We start from the raw sequence: 21608 nt of genomic DNA, 5'->3' as shown, positions 1-21608 counted from the left end.
CCCTACAAGAACATAAGGACAACATGACACCCATCAAACTCGCCATCGCCGGCGTCGGCAAGATCGTCTATGACCAGCACGCCCCGGCCATCGCCGGCAACCCGGATTTCCAGCTGGTCGCCACGGCCAGCCGCAACCACAGCATCGACGGCGTGACCGCCTTCAAGACCATGGCCGAGATGCTGGATTCCGGCACGCAGATCGATGCCATCTCGCTGTGCATGCCACCGCAGTATCGCTATGAAGCGGCCCGCCAGGCGCTACTCGCCGGCAAGCACGTGTTCCTGGAAAAGCCGCCCGGCGCCACACTGTCGGAAGTCGAATCGCTCAAGGCGCTGGCGGCCGAACAGGGTGTGACGCTCTTCGCCAGCTGGCACTCGCGCCACGCACCGGCGGTACAGGTGGTCAAGCGCCACCTGCAGCAGCACGCACCGCGCCGGGTCGAAGTGATCTGGCGCGAAGACGTCCGCCACTGGCACCCCGACCAGGAATGGATCTGGCAACCGGGCGGCCTGGGCGTGTTCGATCCGGGCATCAATGCCTTGTCCATCGTCACCGAGATCCTGCCGCAGGCCATGTTCCTCAAGCAGGCCACGCTGGAAGTACCGGCCAACCGCCAGACCCCGATCGCCGCGCGACTGGCCTTCACCGATGCCCTGGGTACGGATGTGCAAGCCGACTTCGACTGGCGCCAGACTGGCGAGCAGACCTGGGATATCGTGATCGATACCGCGAGCACGCATCTGCATCTCAAGAAGGGTGGGCTTGAATTGTGGATCGACCAGGCGCCGTGCGAGCTGCCGGTGGAAGGCGAATATCCTTCGCTGTACGCCCATTTCTGCCAACTGATCCGGAACAAGTCCTCGGATGTGGACGTGGCACCGCTGCGCCATGTGGCCGATGCCTTCATGCTGGGGGAGCATGTGGTGACGGATGCCTTTGTCTAAAATGGCCCTCTTGGCTTGACCTCATTGCAAACGCGGCACCGACGGCCCTGATTGGGCCGTTTTTTTCGTCTGCCGCCCGCCGGTTACGCAATCAAAAAATAGATCCCGGGAAGAACGAGCCGCAGATCGCTCCCTACAAATCGTCGTTTAGCGATGGGACTATTTGACGGCACGGATTATTTTCTTCGTTTTTCGGAATGGAGAAAATCATGGCAAACGCCATCATTCGCAAGGGCGACTCGACTTCGCACGGCGGCACCGTGTTGGAGGGATTCGCGACACTCAATGTGCTCGGCAAGAACGCAGCCGGCGTAGGCCATATGGTCTTATGCCCAAAGTGCAAGGGCAGTTTCCCGATCGTTCAAGGCGCAGAGAACGTCAGCTACCTCGGCAAACCCGTCGCTGTGGAGGGCATGAAGACATCGTGCGGCGCCGAACTGCAAGCGAGCCAGTCGAGCGTTCGAATCGGTACCGGCAGCAGGGCAGCCACCGCTCAGAAATCGCCACACGAATCTCGCGACGAGATCACCGAACACTGGTACAGCTTGGAGGGGGAAGATGGCACTCCAATCGAAGGCTATCGCTTTGACGTGTATCAAAACGAGAAACTCATGGCACATCAGGCCAGTTTCTCAGAAGGAAGGAGCACAGTCTTTACCGGCGAAAACTCAAGCATGGTGCTATGGCTAGCCAAAGAAGGGGGGCAGCCATGAACGAAAAGACGACAGAAACAAACCAGAAACCCATCGATCCAGAGGTCCGACTTCTAGCCGCCATTGCTTATGGGGAATCATCTACCCAGAACAACGCCGATGAGATGTATGCGCTTGCCAGCATTCTAAAAAGACAACGGGATGCGCGACGCTATTCGTCAATGGCTGAATTTGTTCGTGGAGAGTCGAGTTTCAGTTATGTCGTAGGTGACGGGAACCCGCGATTTCAGAAATTCAAAGGTGCCACGGATGCACAGGTTCTGATAGACCCGGCGATGAAGGTTGCGGTCGCAGCGGCGGAGAATGCGCTAGCGAACGGTCCAGACAGATCAAACGGCGCATGGTTCTGGGACGGAGCAGATATCAAAAAGAACTATGAAACACACTTCAAGGTGAAGAATGGCATCCGATTTACACACTCCTCACACAACATCTACTCCCTCAAGGAATCCTCGAAGTTGGTCATAAAATACAAGACAACCAAAAAAACTGTAGACGGGAAGTCCTCCATTCAAAAGGAAGAAATCTACCGGTACGACCATATTTATCAATCGACCGCGGCTCACGGAGGAACAATTTTTTGGAAGCAAAATCCAGATTATCTGAAATACACAAAGGCAAAGGAACATAAGTGAGGCTGCTTCTATTCTCACTCTCTCTGCTCTCGATCTCAGATCCTGTCTCAGCTGCCGCCGTTCCGTCGGAAAACATCATCAAGAGTTGCCTCCATGCGAAGGCGCTGCCACCTATTTCGCAGCTAGAAATCGAAACGACCGAGATTTTCTTTCAGCCCGATTATCGGCCCGGTTATTCGACCGAGTACGTCGTCTTTCGCGGCAAGGAAGTGGGTTACGCCACCTCCCGGCGCGGCGGAGCCATCCTGTATGACGGAAGACTTCACCCTATCCGAAGGTCCACCACGTTGGTGCAGACCAGGTCCAGGCAGAAACCGGAAGTCCGTCTTGAGCTGGCGGGCTGGTCTCTGATACGAGAGGGCCGGGAGGAGTATCTCTGCGTAGCTGATCATTTCGATGGACTCGGACGTAGCGGAAGCTTCCAGAAGGTCAGATATGCCTATTTGCTGAACACGCGGAAGAACGCAGGACTCTTCTTCGTCGATGGTCTGGTGGACTGAAATTCATCCTTGCCCAGCCAGACCCTCATCGACATTTGCCAGCAAGCGGGCTGTCCCTGACGAGCTTGTCTTTCCTTCTGCTCATCCTGAAACAAAAAGGGCTGACCTGTCGGTCAGCCCTCCACTTCATTCAACGCCATCACGCGCCATGCCGGAATTTACGCTGTCAGGATGCGATGATGGAAGCGCAGATGATCTTCCACAAAGCTCTGGATGAAGTAATACCCGTGGTCGTAACCCTCATGCCGGCGCAGCGTCAACGGTTGTGAAGCCTCGCGGCAGGCGGCCTCGAAGCGTTCTGGCAGCAGTTGCTCCAGCAGGAATTTGTCGGCCAGGCCCTGGTCGATCAGGATGCCCTGCGGGAAGGGAGCGTAGAGCTTGCGCATCAGTTCGCTGGCGTCATGCTGCTGCCAGCTTTCCTGATCCGAGCCGAGGTAGTTGCCAAAGGCCTTCTGGCCCCAGGGGCAGTGCAGCGGCGCCGCAATCGGCGCAAAGGCGGAGACCGAGCGGTAGAGCTCGCGATGACGCAAGGCCAGCGTGAGCGCGCCATGCCCGCCCATGGAATGGCCGAAGATGCCCATGCGCTGCGGGTCGGCCGGGAAATTCTCCAGCACGGCCTGGCGCAGGTCATCCACCACATAGCTCTCCATGCGGTAATGCCGATCCCACGGCGCCTGGCTGGCGTCGAGGTAGAACCCCGCCCCTACGCCAAAATCCCAGCTATCGCTTTCACCCGCAACGCCTGCTCCGCGCGGGCTGGTGTCCGAGCTCACCAGGATCACACCCAGCTCGGCCGCCACGCGTTGCGCACCGGCCTTGATCATGAAGGTTTCTTCGGTACAGGTCAGTCCGGCCAGGTAGAACAGCACCGGCAGCTTGCCGCCGGTGCGGGCCTGTGGTGGCACGAAGACCGAGAACCGCATGTCCAGGCCGATGGCCGGCGAGGCATGGCGGTAATAGCCCTGCACGCCGCCGAAACAGCCGTGCTCGGAGAGTTTCTCCAGCATCGCGCGCTCCTCAGAACTCGACCACGGAACGGATCGATTCACCGCTCTTCATCAGGTCGAAGCCTTCGTTGATGCGCTCCAGGGGCAGCTTGTGCGTGATCAGGTCGTCGATGTTGAGCTTGCCTTCCATGTACCAGTCGACGATCTTGGGCACGTCAGTACGACCGCGCGCGCCGCCGAAGGCCGAGCCCTTCCAGACACGGCCGGTCACCAGCTGGAACGGACGGGTGGAGATTTCCTGGCCGGCTGCTGCCACGCCGATGATGATGGACTGACCCCAGCCCTTGTGGCAGCACTCCAGCGACTGGCGCATGGTGGTGGTGTTGCCGATGCACTCGAAGCTGTAGTCGGCGCCGCCGTCGGTGAGGCCAATGATGGCATCGACCACGTTGGCGACGTCCTTGGGATTGATGAAGTCGGTCATGCCGAACTTGCGGGCCATGGCTTCACGCGCCGGGTTCAGGTCCACGCCGATGATCTTGTTGGCGCCGACCATCTTGGCTGCCTGGATCACGTTCAAGCCAATGCCGCCCAGGCCGAACACTACCACGTTGGCACCCGCCTCCACCTTGGCGGTGAACAGCACCGCGCCCACACCGGTGGTGACGCCGCAGCCGATGTAGCAGACCTTGTCGAAGGGGGCATCGGAACGGATCTTGGCCAGGGCGATTTCCGGGACCACGATGTAGTTGGAGAAGGTCGAGGTGCCCATGTAGTGGAACAGGGGCTTGCCGTCCAGCGAGAAGCGGCTGGTGGCGTCGGGCATCAGGCCGCGGCCCTGGGTGGCGCGGATGGCCTGGCACAGGTTGGTCTTCTGCGAGAGGCAGAACTTGCACTCGCGGCATTCCGGGGTGTACAGGGGGATGACGTGGTCGTCCTTCTTGAGCGACTTCACGCCCGGGCCGACGTCGACCACCACGCCCGCGCCTTCATGGCCGAGGATGGCGGGGAAGATGCCCTCCGGGTCGGCGCCGGAGAGTGTGTAGTAGTCGGTATGGCAGATGCCGGTGGCCTTGATCTCGACCAGGACTTCGCCGGCCTTGGGGCCGCCGAGTTCGACTTCCTCGATGGTCAAGGGCTTGCCTGCCTGCCATGCTACCGCTGCTCTTGTCTTCATAGGGATGGGTCCTTTATCTGGTAATGGGGAATGCGTGGAGGTAACCTGGGATGGGTGCATCCTGCTCAGCCTCAACCGCGGCGGCGATCAGGGTTGCACTCAGCTGCTGAGGTACTGGCGTACTGAGATGCTGTGATCCCGGACGCAGTATTATCGCATTGCAAACGAAAATGCAGTTGCCGCATCGCGGTACTGAATTTTTACGAGTCATCTTGATGTCAGAACAAGTGAAAATTTCCGCCTGACATGAAAAACCTGCTGTCGCGTTGCGGCATCGCCGCCACGATAATGACAAAGCCTTTGGCTTGGGGTAAGGTTGCTACAAAACAAACGACAGCCGGGGACGGCCAGCGCGCCGCAGTGCCTCAAGCAGGACAGGGCAAGGCAGGGACAAAGCAAGGACAAGGCTAGAGCAGGGCCGGAGCAATAACGACATCCAGGGTAGCGAGCGCAGATGGCCCTGTTCCAATCATGCGCATCTGCCGACCATCATCTGGTTGTACGCAATACGACAAGACGCATCAAGCGCAGCATCAGACGGGATGGCATACTGTCATCCTTCGTATCAGCAAGTGGGGGCATCCACGTAATTTTGGCGTAAGCAACGGTCACTATGGTGACCGCCTGCGGCGATGTGTTGTGCCAGCGGCTTGGCACAGGACGTCAACGACAGGAAAAATGCGCCTTGCGTGAGAGAGCTGTCGAACGGTCGTCCGGCAGGCGTCGGACGAATGGATGAGCAGCACCAAGCTGCCTAACGACAGGTGATGTGATAGTTGGTCACATGGGAAAACAGAACAAATCACCGGGACGCACGGGTTATACCCTGAAGACCTTGCTGCTGTTCGTCGGCTTCGTCGGGTCGTTCATCGTGGTACAGACATGGTGGGAAATCCGCCAGGACCGGCAGTTGACCATCGATTCCGAACGCGCCAGTTCGATGGCCGCCGTACGCAGCGTGCAAGAGCATGCAGAGCGCGTCTTCGGCGACCTCGACAAGATGCTGTGGAATACCGCCGAGCACATCCAGGGTGCCGGCCCCGACCTGCTGGACGACGACCAGGCCCTGTACCACCTGCTCTCGGAGATGCAGCAGCGCCTGCCTACGGTGATGGTGCTGCGTTATGTGGATCGCAACGGCAATACCCGTGCCAGTTCGCTGCGCGCCTTCGATACCACCAGCATTCCCGAGGATCGCAAGCTGACCTTTGTCGACGGCAATCCGGCGCGCCCTACCCTGTTCGTCGGCCAGCTCATGCGCAGCCGCTACAACCGCGAACTGGTGTTGCCGGTGGCGATGAACCTGTTCGATCGCAGCGCACGGCCGATCGGCTTGCTGGTGGCCGAATTGCGGGCGGCGACCTTCTTCGATTTCTACAAGCGCATCACCAACTTCGAGGCCATCGTCTCGCTGCGTTCGGAGAGCGGCTCGATGATGCTGCGCTCCCCCTATGAGGAACGCTGGCTGAACGTGAGCCTGGCCGACGCCAAGAGCATGGGGCGCATCCGGGCCGGCGCCGAGGAAGGCGCCTTCGAAGAAATCTCCCACCTGACCGGCGAATCGCTGCTGTTCTCCTACAAGCGGCTGGAAAAATGGTCGCTGGTGGCGGTCTACGCGCGCCGCATGGAAGACGTACTGGCGCCCTGGCGCAGCCGCACCGAGAACCGCATCCTGCTGACCACGGGGATACTCGGTTTCATCCTGATCGCGCTGATTTCCTTCCTGGTCTACTACCGCTACCAGCGGCGCCTGGATCATGCTTTGTCGGCCAGTGAATATCGCTATCGCAAGCTCTATGAGGAGGGCAGCGATCCCATCGTGCTGATTTCGTCGGAGTTGCGCTACCTCGACTGCAATGCCGCCGCACTGCGCTTTTTCGGCGTACCGGACAAGGAGCGCATCATCGGCCGCAAGGTCGGCCTGTTCTCGCGCCAAAAGGCCAGGACGGCAGAGCAGCCGGATATCGATGAGCTGGTCGGCCGCGTGCTCTCCGGCCAGCCACAGCAGTTCGAGTGGGTGACCGTACGACGCAACAAGATCATCCACACCGACGTCACGCTGAACCGGGCCGAATTCGAGCGGGGCTATGCGATCTTCGCCATCCTGCGTGACATCAGTGCCCGCAAGCGCGCCGAACTGCTGCAAAGCGAGCAGAACCGGGTGCTGCACATGGTCATGGCCGATGAAGACCTGGATGGCATCCTCAACGAAATCGTCGGCTTTGCCGATGCCCAGATTCCCTACGGCGCCAGCTGCGTGATGCTGGTCAACGAGCAGGCTTCGCATTTCACCACTGTCTTGAGCCGGCGTTACCCGCCCCGCCTGTTGCGGGCGCTGCAGGGCATGCCGATCCGTCACGGCTGCGGCGTCGGCGCGGAGGCGGCGCTGCGGCGCGGGCCCTGCATCGTCACCGATATCGCGCGTGACCCGGTGACTGAACACCTGCGGGTGCTGATCGATGTGGAGGTCTATCCCTCCTGCGGCGCCTGGCCCATCATCGGTAAAGAGGGGCAATTGCTGGGCGTGTTTGCCGCCCTGCTCAAGGAAAACCAGGCCCCCAGCAATGAATACCTGCAACTGGCCAATATCGCGGCCGACCTGGCCAGCGTGGCCATCGAAAGCCGTCGCGCCGACGAGCGCATCCGCCACCTGGCGCACTACGATGAACTGACAGGCCTGCCCAACCGCTTCCTGTGCACCCAGCACGTCTCCAATGCCATCACCCACGCAGAACACCGCAATGGCATGGTAGCGGTGCTACTGATGGACCTGGACCGCTTCAAGAACATCAACGATACCTTCGGTCACGAGGCTGGCGAGGCGGTGCTGCAGGAAATCGCCCAGCGCTTCCGCAACAGCCTGCGCGAACTGGACATCCTGGCCCGGGTGGGCGGGGACGAGTTCATCGTGCTGGTGGATGACTTCGACGATCCGCTGCAACTGGGCGAGATCGCGCAGAAGCTGCTCTCCGAGGCACGCAAGCCCTTCATCATCGATGGCCAGGAAGCGATGCTCTCGGCCAGTATCGGCATCGCCACCTATCCCGGCGATGGCGACAATGCGCAGACCCTGATCAAGAACGCCGATATCGCCATGTACCGTGCCAAGCACCATGGCAAGGACGACTATCGCTTCTTTTCCGACGAGGTCAACACCAATACGGTGGAGCGCATCGCCCTGGAAGCCGAGCTGCGCCGCGCCATCGAGCGCGCCGAATTCGTGGTGCACTACCAGCCCAAGATCAACCTGGCCAGCGGCAGCATCGTCGGCGCCGAGGCGCTGGTGCGCTGGCAGCACCCGGTACGCGGTCTGCTGCCCCCGGGCGAATTCATCCCGCTGGCCGAGGAGACGCGCCTGATCGACCAGATCGGACTGGAGGTGCTGGACGTGGCCTGCCGCGACATCGGCCTGATGCTGGAGCGCAACCTCGAATGCGGACGCATCTCCATCAACCTCACCGGCAGCCAGTTCGGCGACGAACACCTGCTCGACGACATCAAGTCGGTGGTGGCGCGGCACGGCACACCACCGGCCTGCCTGGAATTCGAGATCACCGAAAGCATGGTGATGCACAATCGTGACCAGGCCATTGCCATCATGGATGGCATCCGCGCCGAGGGCTTCACCATCTCCATCGACGACTTCGGCACCGGCTACTCGTCACTGGCTTACCTGAAGCGCTTCCCGGTCAATACCCTGAAGATCGACAAGTCCTTCATCAATGACATCCCCGATGACGCCAACAGCAGCGCCATCGTGCAGGCCATCATCGCCATGAGCCATGCCTTGAACCTGAAGGTGGTGACCGAAGGCGTGGAGACCGAAAAGCAGTTGCAGGCTCTGCGCGAATTCGGTTCGGACGAATACCAGGGCTATTACTTCAGCAAGCCGGTTCCCTATGTGCAGTTCCTGCAGATGCTGCTGATGCAGCAGCAGGCGCTGCGGCAGGCGGCGCAGGCCCTGGTCATCGAAGGCAGCCCGCCCTGAGCGCTGCCCCTGCCCTCCCCCCGGCTCCTGCCTCTGCCCTCACTGCGAAGATCGCGAACTGAGCCGGTCGACCTGGTACAGCGAGGGGAACAGGCGAATCCACAACAGCACGATGATCACCGTGCCGATGCCCCCGATCAGCACCGCCGGCACCGCACCGAACCAGGCTGCGGTCAGCCCCGATTCGAACTCCCCCAGCTGGTTGGAGGTGCCGATGAAGACCGAATTGACGGCCGACACCCGGCCGCGCATGGCGTCCGGTGTCTCCAGCTGGACGAAGGACGAGCGCACCACCACGCTGATCATGTCAGCCGCCCCCAGTACTGCCAGCGCAGCCAGCGAGAGCGGGAACCAGTGTGAGAGGCCAAAGACGATGGTCGCCATCCCGAACACCGCGACAGCAATGAACATGGTGCGGCCCACGCGACCGCCCAGGGGCCGGCGCGCCAGCCACAGGGCCACCACCAGCGCACCGGCCGCAGGCGCCGAACGCAACAGACCCAGGCCGGCGGCACCGGTATGCAGGATGTCATTGGCATAGACCGGCAGCAAGGCAGTGGCGCCGCCCAGCAGCACGGCAAACATGTCCAGCGAAATGGCGCCGAAGATGGCCGGCTTGCTGCGAATGAAGGCCAGGCCGGCGAATACCGAGGACAGGCTGGCACCGGTCGGCTTGGCGGCAGCCGCAGCAGAAGCAGTGGCTGACGCGGGTCGCCGGATCAAGGACAGCAGCAGGCTGCACAGGGCGAACAGGGCGCAACTGCTGGCGTACACCACGGCCGGTCCGGCCACGTAGAGCAAGCCGCCCAGCGCCGGGCCGATGATGATGGCGAACTGGGTGGCCGACGCCGAGCCGGCCACCGCGCCCGGCAAGGCGCGGGGCGACATCAGGCTGGGCAGCAGGGCCGACATGGTCGGCTTGGAGAATGCGCGACCGGCACCGATGACGGCGACGATGGCGAAGATCATCTCGCGATTGAGCCAGCCTCCGATGCTGCCCAGGGCCAGCGTGGCCGCAGCCAGGGCCTCCACCAGCGCGCTGATGCGGGCCACATTGCGCCGGTCATGGCGATCGGCCACATGGCCGACCACGAACACCAGGAACAGCGAGGGAATGAACTGCACCAGTCCGACGATACCCAGGTCGAAGGCGCTGTGCGTGAGCTGGTAGACCTGCCAGCCGACCGCCACGATCTGCATCTGCAGCGCAATGGTGGAGGCCACGCTGGCGCACCAGAACAATTTGAAGGGGGTGTGGTGACGCAAAGGCTGCTGGTCGTCGCCGGCCTGGTCGGGCTGCTCGGTGGTACTGGTGGATGACATGTCTGGATGTGGAGATTGGGCGATGTGGACCGGAACAGCAGACTGTGAGCGGCTGCACCGGCATCACGCAGACGGTCTTGGCGCCGCTGCGGCCCTGCCCTGCAAGGCAGGTCGGGCGCAGATATACTACCCGATCCCGCGCCCGCCGGCTGAAGCAGGCCCCCATCTGCGATCGACGCTGCAGTCGGCGGCGCAGTCGGCCAATTACAAGGAGAACCAATATGCAGTACCGCCAACTCGGCCGCACCGACATCAAGGTCAGCCAGATCACCCTGGGGACCATGACCTGGGGTGAACAGAACAGCGAAGCCGAGGCCCACTCGCAACTCGATCTGGCCGTTGAACGCGGCATCAACCTGATCGATGCCGCCGAGATGTATCCGGTGCCACCCAAGCCGGAAACGCAGGGCCTGACCGAGCGCTATCTCGGTACCTGGCTCAAGAAGTCCGGCCAGCGCGACCGTCTGCTCATCGCCACCAAATGCACCGGCCCGGCACGCAAGCCGCACAACCCGCGCCATATCCGTGGCGGCATCAACAACCTGGACCGCAAGGGCTTGACCGAGGCCTTGCATGGCAGCCTGGAGCGCCTGCAGCTGGATCACGTGGACCTGTACCAACTGCACTGGCCGGACCGCAGCGTGAACAGCTTCGGCCAGCTCGGCTACCAGCACGTGGACGATGAGAGCACGGTACCGGTCGAGGAGACGCTCAAGGTCCTGAGCGAATTCGTGAAGGCGGGCAAGATCCGCACCATCGGCCTGTCCAACGAAACCGCCTGGGGCGTGGCTCAATTCCTGCGCGCGGCCGAGCAGCACGGGCTGGAGCGCATTGTCACGATCCAGAATCCCTACAACCTGCTCAACCGCAGCTTCGAGATCAACCTGGCCGAGTTCGCCCATCGTGAGCAGGTCGGCCTGCTGGCCTATTCACCGCTGGCCTTCGGCATGTTGAGCGGCAAGTATCTTGACGGCGCGCGCCCGGCCGGGGGCCGACTGACGCTGTTCGAGCGCTTTGTGCGCTATACCAATCCGCAAGCCGAACGCGCCACGGCCGAGTACGTCGCCCTGGCCCGCAAGCACGGCCTGGACCCGGCGCAGATGGCCCTGGCCTATGTGAACAGCCGTTCCTTCCTGACCTCCAACATCATTGGCGCCACCACGCTGGACCAGCTGCGCAGCAATATCGATAGCGCCCAGTTGGAGTTGAGCGAGGAAGTGCTGGCGGGGATCGAGGCGATCCATCGCGCGCAGCCGAATCCGGCGCCATGACGCCTGCTTGGCGCAAGCAACAAAAAACCGGCGACGCGCCGGTTTTTTTGTGTCATCACATCGCTCAAACGAGCAAGCAATTTTCAGTCGCCGCTGCTTTCAGTGGCCACGGCCGCTTGCACCTGCTCCTCGCGGGCGCCGTAGCGCGCCGCCATCACCGCGCAGACCATCAACTGGATCTGGTGGAACAGCATCACCGGCAGCAGCACCATGCCGATGGCGCCGCTGGAGAACAGCACCTTGGCCATCGGTACGCCCGAGGCAAGGCTCTTCTTGGAGCCGCAGAAGACGATGGTGATCTCGTCTTCCTTGTTGAACCCGAGGCGGCGGCTGCCGAAGGTGGTGATGCCCATGATGATGGCCAGCAGCACGGCGTTGATCACCAGCAGCGCCACCAGCATGGACACCGGCACCTGGTGCCACAACCCTTGCACCACGGCTTCGCTGAAGGCCACGTAGACCACCAGCAGGATGGAGCTCTGGTCGACGAACTTGAGCCAGGACTTGTTGCGCTCGATCCAGCGGCCGATCCAGGGACGGGCGATCTGACCGGCCACGAAGGGCAGCAATAACTGATAGACGATTTTCAGGATCGAATCGAGCGAGGAATGTCCGCCGCCGTCATGCGCTACCACCAGCACACCCACCAATAGCGGCGTGAGGAAAATGCCCAGCAGGTTGGAGGCGGAGGCGGCGCAGATGGCGGCCGGCACGTTGCCGCGCGCCACCGAGGTAAAGGCGATGGAAGACTGTACGGTGGAAGGCAGCACGCACAGGAACAGCAGGCCCAGGTACAGCTCGGGCGTGATGAACTGCAGCAGCACGGGCTTCAACAACAGGCCGATCAGGGGAAACAGGGCGAAGGTGCAGAGCAATACCGTCACATGCAGCTTCCAGTGGGTGAAGCCGACTACCACCGCCTCGCGCGAGAGCTTGGCGCCATGCATGAAGAACAGCAGGCCGATCATGAAGGTGGTCAGGCCATCGAAGGCCTCGGCCACCTGGCCGGTACAGGGAAGGAAGGATGCTGTGAGCACGACGGCCAGCAGCATCAGGGTCATGTTGTCGGGCAGGAAGCGGGGACGGGCCATGGCGGTATCGATTCTGTTGTAATGGTATGACCCGTGCCGGGGCGCGGGCAAACCGCCATTTTACGTGAGAGGCGCCGTCCCTTGCAGTACCGCAGGAGGCGATGCGGCTCAGGCCTTGCGCACGAATTCGGTCTTCAGGCCCATGGAGCCGAAGCCGTCGATCTTGCAGTCGATATCGTGGTCGCCCTCGACCAGGCGGATGTTCTTGACCTTGGTCCCCATCTTGACCACGCCACCACCGCCCTTCAGTTTCAGGTCCTTGATGACGGTGACGGTATCGCCATCCTGCAGCACGTTGCCGGATGCATCGCGCCAGACGCGGGCCTGTTCGGCGGCGGGAGTCGCCTGGGCGCTCCATTCATGGCCGCATTCCGGGCAGACCAGCTGGTTGCCGTCCTCGTAGGTGAATTCGGACTGGCATTGGGGACAGGCGGGCAAGGTGCTCATGAAAACTCCGGCAATTAGCGTGAAAAGGCAGCGATTGTACTGCTTCAACCGCCAACTACACCATGATCCTGCTCATCTTCGCCATCGAAAACACGAAAAAAACGGCAGATCCGCCTGGGCAGACCTGCCGTCTTTGGTGTTGACTTCGCTGCTGCGTCCCTGCTTACCAGCCCCAGAACATCAGCCACCAGGCGGTATTGACCAGGGCCAGGCCACCGATCAAGGGCAGCATCGCCAGCCATTGCCGGCCCCACCCGTCGGCGTGGCGCGCGACCACTTTCCAGCACAGCCACAGGCTCCACAAGGTCATGGCAGCCAGCAAGGCGGCGCGCACGTCATTGGCCCAGTACACCGGCCAGTGCTCGGCACGCAACAGGCTGATGGTGGTCGCCGACAGGCCAATGAAGACGCCGCAACCGGCCAGCGGGATCAGGGCCTGCACCAGGTGGTTGAAGCGGCCCCATTCCCATTTGCCCAGCAGCCGTGTCGCCAGGGCGAACATGAGCGCCACTCCGCTGCCCAGCACGAGGCCGGTAGTGAGGATGTAGCCGACCACCATAGCGCCATCCAGCCAGGTGAAGACATCGCTTTGCTGCGGGTAGTTGGTCAGCAGCCACCACGGCGCCTGGGTGCCGAAGGGCCACATGATGTCGCGGTCGATCAGCCAGGTGGCGATGTCCTGCTTGATGGCGATGAACCAGGGGCTCACGGTCCAGTGGAAGGCGCCGATGGCGATACCCAGCAGGCCGTACAGCACCAGCGCGCTTTCCCAGAGATTGTTGTGGGTCTTGCCGAACTGCACCACTTCCACGGCCGGCGGACGGAAGGTCAGCGCGATGGCATCGCGGTGGCCGCTGCAGCGACCGCACATATGGCAATCGGATGCACCCTTCATGTTGCGCAAAGGGACCAGCGGCGCGCAGTTGATGGGGATGATCTTGTGTTCGGGATGGTAGGAAGCGCGCCAGGCGGCTTCATCGACCTTGTAGTGCAGCGGCGCCAGCTTGGCCAGCAGGCCGAAGACACCGTTGACCGGGCACAGGTACTTGCACCAGACACGCTTGTCGCGACCGTAGAGATAGCCGACGATCATGGCCCCCACGGTGGAGCCGCCCAGCACCAGCAGTACCGCCTTGGGATACTGGTAGACGCTGACCATCTGCCCGTAGACGGTGGTCAGGGCGAACGCCACGAAGGGCCAGCCGCCCCAGCGTATCCATTTGGGAATGGCTCTGCCGCGTCCATGCTTGCTGGCGAATTCGGTGAGTGCACCTTCAGGGCAGAGCACGCCACACCAGACGCGCCCCATCAGCACCATGCTCACCAGCACAAAGGGCCACCAGATACCCCAGAAGGCGAACTGGGCGATCAGGGTCAGGTTGGACCACAGGTGGGCGGTTTCGTCAGGCAGAGGGAGGAACACCGGGACCAGGATCAGCAGCGCATACACGGCCACTACGATCCATTGCAGGCCTCGGATGAATGCGCCATTGCGGCGCATCCATTCTCCGGTACGCGTGAGCAGAGTCGGCGATTGCGTACAGGTCGTCATCAGGCTTCAGACTGCTTCTTGCCTCTTGCTCTTGGGCTGAGGCTGGGGTTTTCGATAGAGGGCCGAGCATACCACAGCCCAGTAAACCACATAGACGATCACCGACAGCAGCGCCGGACGGGCGCGATAACCGGTCAGCGTGGAGACCAGGCTGCCCAGGGTAGTGGAATCATCCAGCAGCATGGAGGTGTCCCACACCGGTGCGGTCAAGGTCATGGTCCAGTTGGCCGAGGCCAGCATGTCCGAGCTTTCCAGGATCACGTCGAACAGCTTTTCCACGCCGGTGACCAGCAGACCCGCTGCCAGCAGCAACAGGATGACTTCAGTGACCTGGAAGAAACGGCGCCAGGAGAAGATCTTGCCGCCCAGCTGCAACAGATAGAAGGTCAGGAAGGCCAGGCCGAAACCGATCACGCCGGCCAGCACCAGCGAGGCCGTGCTGGCCTCCTGCTGACCCAGGCCGATGCCATACAGGAACACCGCGGTCTCGCTGCCTTCGCGGGCAATGGCCAGCATCACCAGCACGAACACGCCCCACCAGTTGCCACTCTCGTAGCTGGACTGCATGGAGCTTTCCATGTCCTTCTTGAGCGTGCGACCGTGCTTGCGCATCCAGAACACCATCTGCACGATCAGCACCGCCGCGATAAGCACGATGGCGATCTGGAACCAGGTCTGGGCGTCGCCCGAGAGCAGTTCCGAGAATCCCAGCAGCGCCGCGCCCAGACCGGCAGCCAGCAGCACGCCGGCAGCCACGCCGCCCCACAGATAGGGAATGCCGCGGCGTGCGCCGACGTCACCGTTCTTCAGCCAGGCATACAGAATACCGACCACCAGAAGCGCCTCGACGCTCTCGCGCCAGACGATGAACATGACCTGTCCCATGAACTACCCTTCCCTAGAAACCTGGACTCCCTGCAACACCGCCGCCTACTTGGCGACGATCACGCCCTGCGGCATGTTGAGATGGAAGTCGTCGAAAAACTTGTACTCGCCCGGACGCAAGGGCGCGATCACCACGAAGGATTGCGCGCCGGGGGCAAGCACCTTTTCCTTGCGCAGTTCCACGCTCTCGAACTCGGCGGCGGACTTGCCGATGTTGTGCACCTCGATCTTGATGCGCTGACCGGCCGGAACTTCGATGCGCGGCGGAATCAGCTTGCCGTCCTGCATCTCCAGCTTGAAGGTCGGCAGGTCCGAGGCTTGTGCCTGCACGGCCGCGCCGAACAAGGTCAATGCCAGGAGGGACGAACGGACAATTCTTGCAATCATCGAGACTCCGAAAATCCTGAAAACGATAAAACCGGCGCGCCGCCATGGCAGCAGGCCGGAGTCGATTCATGGGCGCCGGGCCAGCGGCCCGCGCTCCACGAAGGCTTAGTAGCCGCCCTTCTTGCCGATGCCGGCGAAGGTGAAGTCATAGGTCAGTTCGAAGGTCTTGAACCACGGACCGACACCGGTTTCCTTGTCGACGTGACGACCGAAGTGGGCATGCGCGTTGGCCTGCGGCGAGGAGATGGTCAGCTTGAGCTTGTACTTGCCCGGACCTTCCAGCTTGACGTTGTCGCCGTAGTGCGGGCCGTCGTTGGCGACCATGGGCATCATGTCGCCCTTGATGGACTTGGTGGAACCGGCCTTGGTCAGTTCGTACTTGATGACCAGATAGGGCATCCAGTCACCTTCGGCGAAACCGTTGGGATTCTTGGCCACGGCGCGGATGTCGGCTTCCAGGTGGATGTCGGATTCCTCGGCCTTGCGCATCATGCCGTCCGGTTCCATCTTCACCGGCTGCAGGTAGACGGCGTTGACTTCGAAGCCGTTCTGGATCTGCGGCTTGCCGATTGGGTATTCAGCTGCCGAGGCGGCTCCGGCGAAGGACATGCTCAGCACTGCGGCGACGGCAAGTTTCTTGAAACCGATCATTGCGTATTCTCCTGGTGGTCAAATGATAATGATTAGCATTAAGTATATCATCGTTTGAGCCAGTCTTGCTCGCCTACCTCTGCAATCCAGCAATGCAATGCTGACCCGAGCCGACGGAAAGGCAAATAAAAACGCCGCCCGAACTGAATCGGACGGCGTCTGTTGCCGGCAAGTGGCCCGGCCCCTTAGGCCCGTTAGCCCCCTAGCCGCAGCCGCTTGGCTTGTTGCCAATGGCCGGCCGGCAGGATCAAGCTCAGTACTCTTCCAGCTCGGGCTCCATCTTCCGGCTGGCAACCGGGGACGGCGTCGCCGGCAGGCGTGCTGCCTTGGGCGTGACATCCACCGAACGCACTGACGCAGTCGCAGCCCCCAGACCGGCGGCAGCCCGCTGTTCCAGCTTGAACACGGCCACCACGCTTTCCAGTTTCTCGGCCTGCCCTTGCAGGGCCTGCGCTGCAGCGGCAGCTTCCTCCACCAGAGCGGCATTCTGCTGGGTGCCCTGATCCATCTGCGAGATCGCCTGGTTGACCTGGGAAATACCGGTGCTCTGCTCTTCGCTGGCATCGGCGATATCACCGACGATCTGGGTCACGCGCTGCACGCTGTCGACGATCTCGCTCATGGTGGTACCGGCCTGCTCCACCAGCTTGCTGCCGCTGCCGACCTTGTCCACGGAGTCATCGATCAATTCCTTGATCTCCTTGGCCGCAGCCGCCGAGCGCTGGGCCAGCGAACGCACTTCCGATGCGACCACGGCAAAGCCGCGTCCCTGCTCGCCGGCACGAGCAGCTTCCACCGCTGCGTTGAGCGCCAGGATGTTGGTCTGGAAGGCAATGCCATCGATCACGGCGATGATGTCGACGATCTTGCGCGAGGAATCATTGATGGAATTCATCGTATCGACCACCTGGCGCACCACGTCGCCACCCTGGGAAGCGATATGCGACGCCGATTGCGCCAGCTCATTGGCCTGGCGCGCGTTCTGGGTGTTCTGCAGCACCACCGAGGTCAATTGTTCCAGGCTGGAGGCACTTTCTTCCAGTGCAGCGGCCTGCTGCTCGGTGCGCGCCGAGAGGTCGGCGTTGCCGGCGGCGATCTGGCGTGCCGCCACCGTGACCGAGTCGGTCGAACTGCGGGTGGTCGCCACCACGTCGACGATGCGCGCCAGCAGCTTGTTGAAGGCGGCGGCGGTACGGCCGATTTCATCCATGCGTTCCACCGGCACCGGACGCGACAGGTCCAGGGTCTGGCTGACGTGCTCAAAGGTCTGCTGGATCTTGCCGAGGCTACGGATCACGCTACGCAGCATCTGGATGCCCAGCAAGCCCGTGAGCAGGACCGCCACCACGATCACCGCGATCATGCTGCGCAGGGCGAAGGCATAGGCCTCGTCGCTCTCCTGCTTGACGGTATCAATCATCTTGCGACCGATCAGGATGTGGTCGTCGAAGCCCTTCTTGGCGGCCGCCGCCGAGATCGCCAACGGCGTGCCGGCTTGCAGCGTGGCACGTACGCCGTCCATGTCATTGGCATAGGCGGCAGCGAAGAACGGCACCAGCGCCTTGCGATAGGCCTCGATATTGGCCTTGTCGGCCTGGATCAGAGCGCGATCCTTGTCATCGAAGATCAGGTCGCGCTCGTAGTGGGCGAACTCTTCATCCAGTGCCTTGTTGGAGGCGTCCACCGCTTTTTGCAAGGCGCTCTTGTCGGGCAGGTTGGCAAACACCGAGAGGCGATAGCCGGCCAGGCGCGAATCGGCCAGGTAGCCCTTGAGCAGGTTCAGGCTATCCATGCCCGGGATGATGTGGTTCTGGATCAGCTCCAGCCGCTGCTGGGCGCGTTGCAATTGCCACAGGCCGCCGGCACCGACGAACAGCAGCGCCAGCAGGGCCGTCGAGAGAGTGATGATGAGGCGCTTGGTAATGGTCATGATTGAAAATCCATCGATGAAAATAAAAGGTGCCGAAGCACGGTGGTACGTCAACTACGCAAACAGGAGTGGCAGCGTAGATGGATGAAGCCCGGTGGATCAGGCCGCCAGCGACGCTTCCGGTGCCGTAGCGTCGAGCAGGTCGTGATGCTGCCGGCAGAAATCCAGGCCGGCGCGATAGCCCACATCGAACAGCAACTGCATGTTCGAACTCGACCAGTCCAGAACCTGCGGCCAGTGTTGCTGCGGCACCCCACCCATCAGGTCGACCTTGAGCACCTGACGACGCTGGGCGCCGGTCTGCGGATCACGGTTGTGCTCCAGCTCGAACAGGCGCTGCTCGGTCTTGGAAATCTTGACCAGCGGCGTGATGATGGAACGCACCCAGGCATCGTAGAGATTGCGCGGCTTGCGGATGAGTCGGTCCTCGCCCAGGATATCCAGCACCACCAGGGTATCGACCTCGCCGGCTGGCGCCACGCCAGTCTCCGGGTCGGTAATGAAGGGGGTGAAATTGAGCGTATCCAGTGCCGCGCCCTCGATGTAGTTTTCGCCGTCGATTTCGGTAGGCGCATAGAGGAAGGGAAAGGACAGCGATGCCCGCACGTGTGCCGGCGTGATCTGGTCCTTGTTCCAGATCTGCATATGGTGGCGATCGATGTTGTAGGCGTTGATGAAGAATTCCGGGCGCATGCCCGGCACAGCGCCGAAATCGATGGACTGCTCCAGGAAGGGCAGATGGGCACACAGACCCAGGCTGCCCGAATGCAGGTCGGAGGGCGACATGGCCGACATCATCAGATGCATCCAGTCGTTCCACTTGGCCGACGCATCGGCGAAGTGACGGGTCAGGAGCTCCGCAAACGGACTGCCGGCCAGTCCCGGTATCTGCGGCAGTTGGCCCAGCATCGATTCACGATAGGTTTCGGCTTGCACTCCTGGCTTCTTGAACACCTTGTAGTTGACCGGGAACAGCTTGTAGATGCTGTCGGCCACCCCGACCTCGGCCCATTGCAGCAGTGCTTCACGCGGCGAGACATCGCGCGGCGCCGTCGCCAGCAGCCCCATCAGCACCCCCGCGCCCGAGGCGGAGATCACCTCGAACTCCACCCCCTGGTCGAGAAACGCCGCCAGCGCGCCGGCAATCAATGTCGAGTTGGGCGCCCCGCCCCCGATGACCAGCGCCTTCCTGCTTCGTCCTGGCGAATCTTTCATCGCACCCCCTGTTATGTTGGCATCCAGCCGTTTTTGTGCGATGCACCGGAAGCATCGCGATACCGCATTTCCTTACCGCGGCAACGTAACTTTTACGCACGGTGGAAATATAGCCGAGGGGCAACGTCAAAATGCTGCAGTGCGAGATTTTATTACCTCATATCTGGCATTCAGAAATTTAATGAGCCAGACAGGGAGGGGGCAGCGGGGACATAGGGCAAGCGCCGGGTGTAAAAAGTACCGATCTGTCATTTTGGCGTAAGCAAAATAGGCTAGATCGGAGGACGCTGGCACTGGACGCCAATGATCGGACCACCGCGCAAGGGCCCACCAGCGGCGCGGGCCGGCGGACGGTGAGCAAACAGCAATGGATTTATGTAACTCCGTATGTCAAACTTGGCGGGCAAAAAAGTGCCATATCTAAAAAAACACAGGTCCAGCTCCTTTCATACGCATGTCCCGCCCCAGCATATTGATGGTCGATCCCAGTCCGGAGTCGGTGGAACTGGCGCGTTTCAGCCTCTGGCGCAGCAAGCTGGATTGCGCCTTCGGCTGGTTCGAGGATGCCGAGCACACCATGGAGTCGCTGTTGAGCCCGCAGGCGCAAAGCCAGCCGAAAGCCCTTCCCATCATGATCTTCATCGAGCCACGCCTGCCCCGCATGGAAGGGCTGGAATTGCTGCATCTGCTGCGCTCCCATCCGCTTACACAAGCGCTGCCGGTGGTCATGTTCGCCACTTCCTACGATGAGACCGACGCCGCCCGCTCGCGCACGGCAGGCGCCAGCGACTACATCGTCAAGCCGGTGGATGCCCGTGAATTCATGCAGGTCGTCAGTGACACCGTCGCACGCTGGCTCCCGGCCGACAGCCAGAAAGCGGACTAGGGAAGAAGGCGAGAAGAAGCGGGGAGAAAACAGAAGGAAGGCAAAAAGGCGGGACCAGAAAGACAAAAGGGTCCATCTTGCGATGGACCCTTCATATCTGGTGCGGCTGGCAGGAATCGAACCCACGACCCCTTGGTTCGTAGCCAAGTACTCTATCCAGCTGAGCTACAGCCGCGAAAAACAAAATTATAGCAGCAAGTTTTTGCCTTTGGGAAGCCCCTGCCGCGAAATTTCCTGGATTTGCAGAATAATTACCAAGAAACTCCCTGCCCCTTCACTTCCGACTAAGCTGATCCGCACCCTTGCGCAGCATGCCGGAGATGACCGCATCTCGCCCGGCGGCTATGATGGCGACTCGATCCACCCCACCCTGCCCCATGCCCGACCACGCCGCTACCGACCTGACGCACGAACAGCGCATCCGCGAGCAAGAGCGCGCCCGCATCGCGCGCGACCTGCACGATGAGCTGGGTGCCCAGTTGGTCGGTATCGGCATGGCGCTGGGCCAGTTGCGGGAGCAGCTGAGCGCAGGCGGCGAGACCGGATCCGCCCTCGGCCATGCCGACTACGCCCGGGAACTGCTGGCGCAGGCGCACCAGAGCATGGACCAGATCATCGATGACCTGCGCCCCCCCATCGTTGAATTCGGCCTGGTTGACGCCCTCGCCTGGCAGTGCCGCCAGGTGACCCGGCAAAGCGGGCTGCCGTGCCGCCTCGACAGTCCTTCCGCGCTGCCGCTGGAGGATGAGTTCGTGGTGCTGAGCCTGCTGCGCATCGCCCGGGAGGCGCTCAACAATGCCGTGCGCCATGCACAGGCCAGCCGGATCGACGTAAAGCTCACCCTGACGAACGGCACCCTGCTGCTGGCCATTACCGACAACGGTGTCGGCTTCGACCCCCAGGCCGTGCGCCAGCACGGACAGGGCCTGCGCAACATGCGCCAGCGCGCACAGGCGCTGGGTGCCAGCCTGGCGCTGGAACGCGGTGGCAGCAAAGGGAGCGAGGGCGGCAGCAGCATCGTCCTCCGGATGCCTGTCCCTCTCTGAGCGAACGCTATAGAATA

Annotated in this window: 19 protein-coding genes and 1 tRNA gene; 8 read left to right on the top strand and 12 right to left on the bottom strand. The window is 61.8% G+C overall.

Annotated elements, in window-relative coordinates; all coding sequences use genetic code 11:
- Positions 1-23 precede the first annotated feature (23 nt).
- From BTM36_RS14080 to BTM36_RS14065, 4 genes are all read left to right on the top strand, one after another.
- Positions 24-947, top strand: coding sequence for a Gfo/Idh/MocA family protein (locus BTM36_RS14080; protein WP_077236783.1), 924 nt, complete (start codon positions 24-26; stop codon positions 945-947).
- Positions 948-1156: 209 nt separating this feature from the next.
- On the top strand, positions 1157-1660 hold the full coding sequence (locus tag BTM36_RS14075; RefSeq protein ID WP_077236782.1) for a PAAR domain-containing protein: 504 nt from the start codon (positions 1157-1159) through the stop codon (positions 1658-1660).
- Positions 1657-2295, top strand: coding sequence for a hypothetical protein (locus tag BTM36_RS14070; RefSeq protein WP_077236781.1), 639 nt, complete (start codon positions 1657-1659; stop codon positions 2293-2295). The genes BTM36_RS14075 and BTM36_RS14070 overlap by 4 nt, the downstream gene beginning before the upstream one ends.
- A complete protein-coding gene (locus tag BTM36_RS14065) occupies positions 2292-2795 on the top strand; it encodes a hypothetical protein (RefSeq protein WP_077236780.1) in 504 nt (167 codons plus the stop codon). Before BTM36_RS14070 ends, BTM36_RS14065 begins: the two co-directional genes overlap by 4 nt.
- A gap of 158 nt (positions 2796-2953) precedes the next feature.
- Here BTM36_RS14065 and fghA read toward each other — a convergent pair whose 3' ends face one another.
- Both fghA and BTM36_RS14055 read right to left on the bottom strand, forming a co-directional pair.
- On the bottom strand, positions 2954-3802 hold the full coding sequence (gene fghA / locus BTM36_RS14060; protein WP_077236779.1) for an S-formylglutathione hydrolase: 849 nt from the start codon (positions 3800-3802) through the stop codon (positions 2954-2956).
- 10 nt (positions 3803-3812) lie between these two features.
- On the bottom strand, positions 3813-4919 hold the full coding sequence (locus tag BTM36_RS14055; RefSeq protein ID WP_077236778.1) for an S-(hydroxymethyl)glutathione dehydrogenase/class III alcohol dehydrogenase: 1107 nt from the start codon (positions 4917-4919) through the stop codon (positions 3813-3815).
- A 784-nt stretch (positions 4920-5703) separates the two neighbouring features.
- On the opposite strand from BTM36_RS14055, the gene BTM36_RS14050 reads away from it, so the two are divergent.
- The gene (locus tag BTM36_RS14050) at positions 5704-8907 is read left to right on the top strand and encodes an EAL domain-containing protein (protein ID WP_077236777.1); all 3204 of its coding nucleotides are present in this window, start codon (positions 5704-5706) and stop codon (positions 8905-8907) included.
- 39 nt (positions 8908-8946) lie between these two features.
- On the opposite strand, the gene BTM36_RS14045 is transcribed toward BTM36_RS14050, so the two are convergent.
- Entirely contained in the window at positions 8947-10230 is a 1284-nt protein-coding gene (locus BTM36_RS14045; protein ID WP_077236776.1) for an MFS transporter, read from the bottom strand.
- 221 nt (positions 10231-10451) lie between these two features.
- Between BTM36_RS14045 and BTM36_RS14040 the strand changes: the two genes are divergently transcribed.
- The gene (locus tag BTM36_RS14040; protein WP_077236775.1) at positions 10452-11501 is read left to right on the top strand and encodes an NADP(H)-dependent aldo-keto reductase; all 1050 of its coding nucleotides are present in this window, start codon (positions 10452-10454) and stop codon (positions 11499-11501) included.
- A gap of 83 nt (positions 11502-11584) precedes the next feature.
- Here BTM36_RS14040 and BTM36_RS14035 read toward each other — a convergent pair whose 3' ends face one another.
- The 8 genes from BTM36_RS14035 to BTM36_RS14000 all read right to left on the bottom strand — a co-directional run bounded on the left by BTM36_RS14035 (position 11585) and on the right by BTM36_RS14000 (position 19659).
- A complete protein-coding gene (locus tag BTM36_RS14035; protein WP_077236774.1) occupies positions 11585-12592 on the bottom strand; it encodes a bile acid:sodium symporter family protein in 1008 nt (335 codons plus the stop codon).
- A 108-nt stretch (positions 12593-12700) separates the two neighbouring features.
- Positions 12701-13039 (bottom strand): zinc ribbon domain-containing protein YjdM, encoded by a 339-nt coding sequence (locus BTM36_RS14030; protein WP_006463997.1) that lies wholly within the window; start codon positions 13037-13039, stop codon positions 12701-12703.
- 163 nt (positions 13040-13202) lie between these two features.
- The gene (locus BTM36_RS14025) at positions 13203-14540 is read right to left on the bottom strand and encodes a 4Fe-4S binding protein (RefSeq protein ID WP_077236773.1); all 1338 of its coding nucleotides are present in this window, start codon (positions 14538-14540) and stop codon (positions 13203-13205) included.
- A 57-nt stretch (positions 14541-14597) separates the two neighbouring features.
- On the bottom strand, positions 14598-15476 hold the full coding sequence (locus BTM36_RS14020; protein WP_077236772.1) for an FTR1 family protein: 879 nt from the start codon (positions 15474-15476) through the stop codon (positions 14598-14600).
- Positions 15477-15521: 45 nt separating this feature from the next.
- Entirely contained in the window at positions 15522-15863 is a 342-nt protein-coding gene (locus tag BTM36_RS14015) for a cupredoxin domain-containing protein (protein WP_077236771.1), read from the bottom strand.
- Between the two features lie 105 nt (positions 15864-15968).
- A complete protein-coding gene (locus tag BTM36_RS14010) occupies positions 15969-16514 on the bottom strand; it encodes an iron transporter (protein WP_077236770.1) in 546 nt (181 codons plus the stop codon).
- Positions 16515-16767: 253 nt separating this feature from the next.
- A complete protein-coding gene (locus tag BTM36_RS14005) occupies positions 16768-18444 on the bottom strand; it encodes a methyl-accepting chemotaxis protein (protein WP_077236769.1) in 1677 nt (558 codons plus the stop codon).
- A 99-nt stretch (positions 18445-18543) separates the two neighbouring features.
- Positions 18544-19659 carry a patatin-like phospholipase family protein gene (locus BTM36_RS14000; RefSeq protein ID WP_077236768.1) on the bottom strand — a complete coding sequence of 372 codons (1116 nt, stop codon included), beginning with the start codon at positions 19657-19659 and terminating at the stop codon, positions 18544-18546.
- Positions 19660-20134: 475 nt separating this feature from the next.
- On the opposite strand from BTM36_RS14000, the gene BTM36_RS13995 reads away from it, so the two are divergent.
- On the top strand, positions 20135-20545 hold the full coding sequence (locus BTM36_RS13995) for a response regulator (protein WP_254427006.1): 411 nt from the start codon (positions 20135-20137) through the stop codon (positions 20543-20545).
- Between the two features lie 98 nt (positions 20546-20643).
- Here BTM36_RS13995 and BTM36_RS13990 read toward each other — a convergent pair.
- Positions 20644-20720, bottom strand: a tRNA-Arg gene (locus tag BTM36_RS13990).
- Positions 20721-20865: 145 nt separating this feature from the next.
- Here BTM36_RS13990 and BTM36_RS13985 point away from each other — a divergent pair.
- A complete protein-coding gene (locus BTM36_RS13985; RefSeq protein ID WP_254427005.1) occupies positions 20866-21591 on the top strand; it encodes a sensor histidine kinase in 726 nt (241 codons plus the stop codon).
- Positions 21592-21608: the final 17 nt, after the last annotated feature.

It is taken from the genome of Herbaspirillum sp. VT-16-41 (assembly GCF_001994935.1).
In the GTDB taxonomy this organism is placed as follows: domain Bacteria; phylum Pseudomonadota; class Gammaproteobacteria; order Burkholderiales; family Burkholderiaceae_D; genus Herbaspirillum; species Herbaspirillum frisingense.
This window is presented reverse-complemented; position numbering and strand designations above follow the sequence as displayed.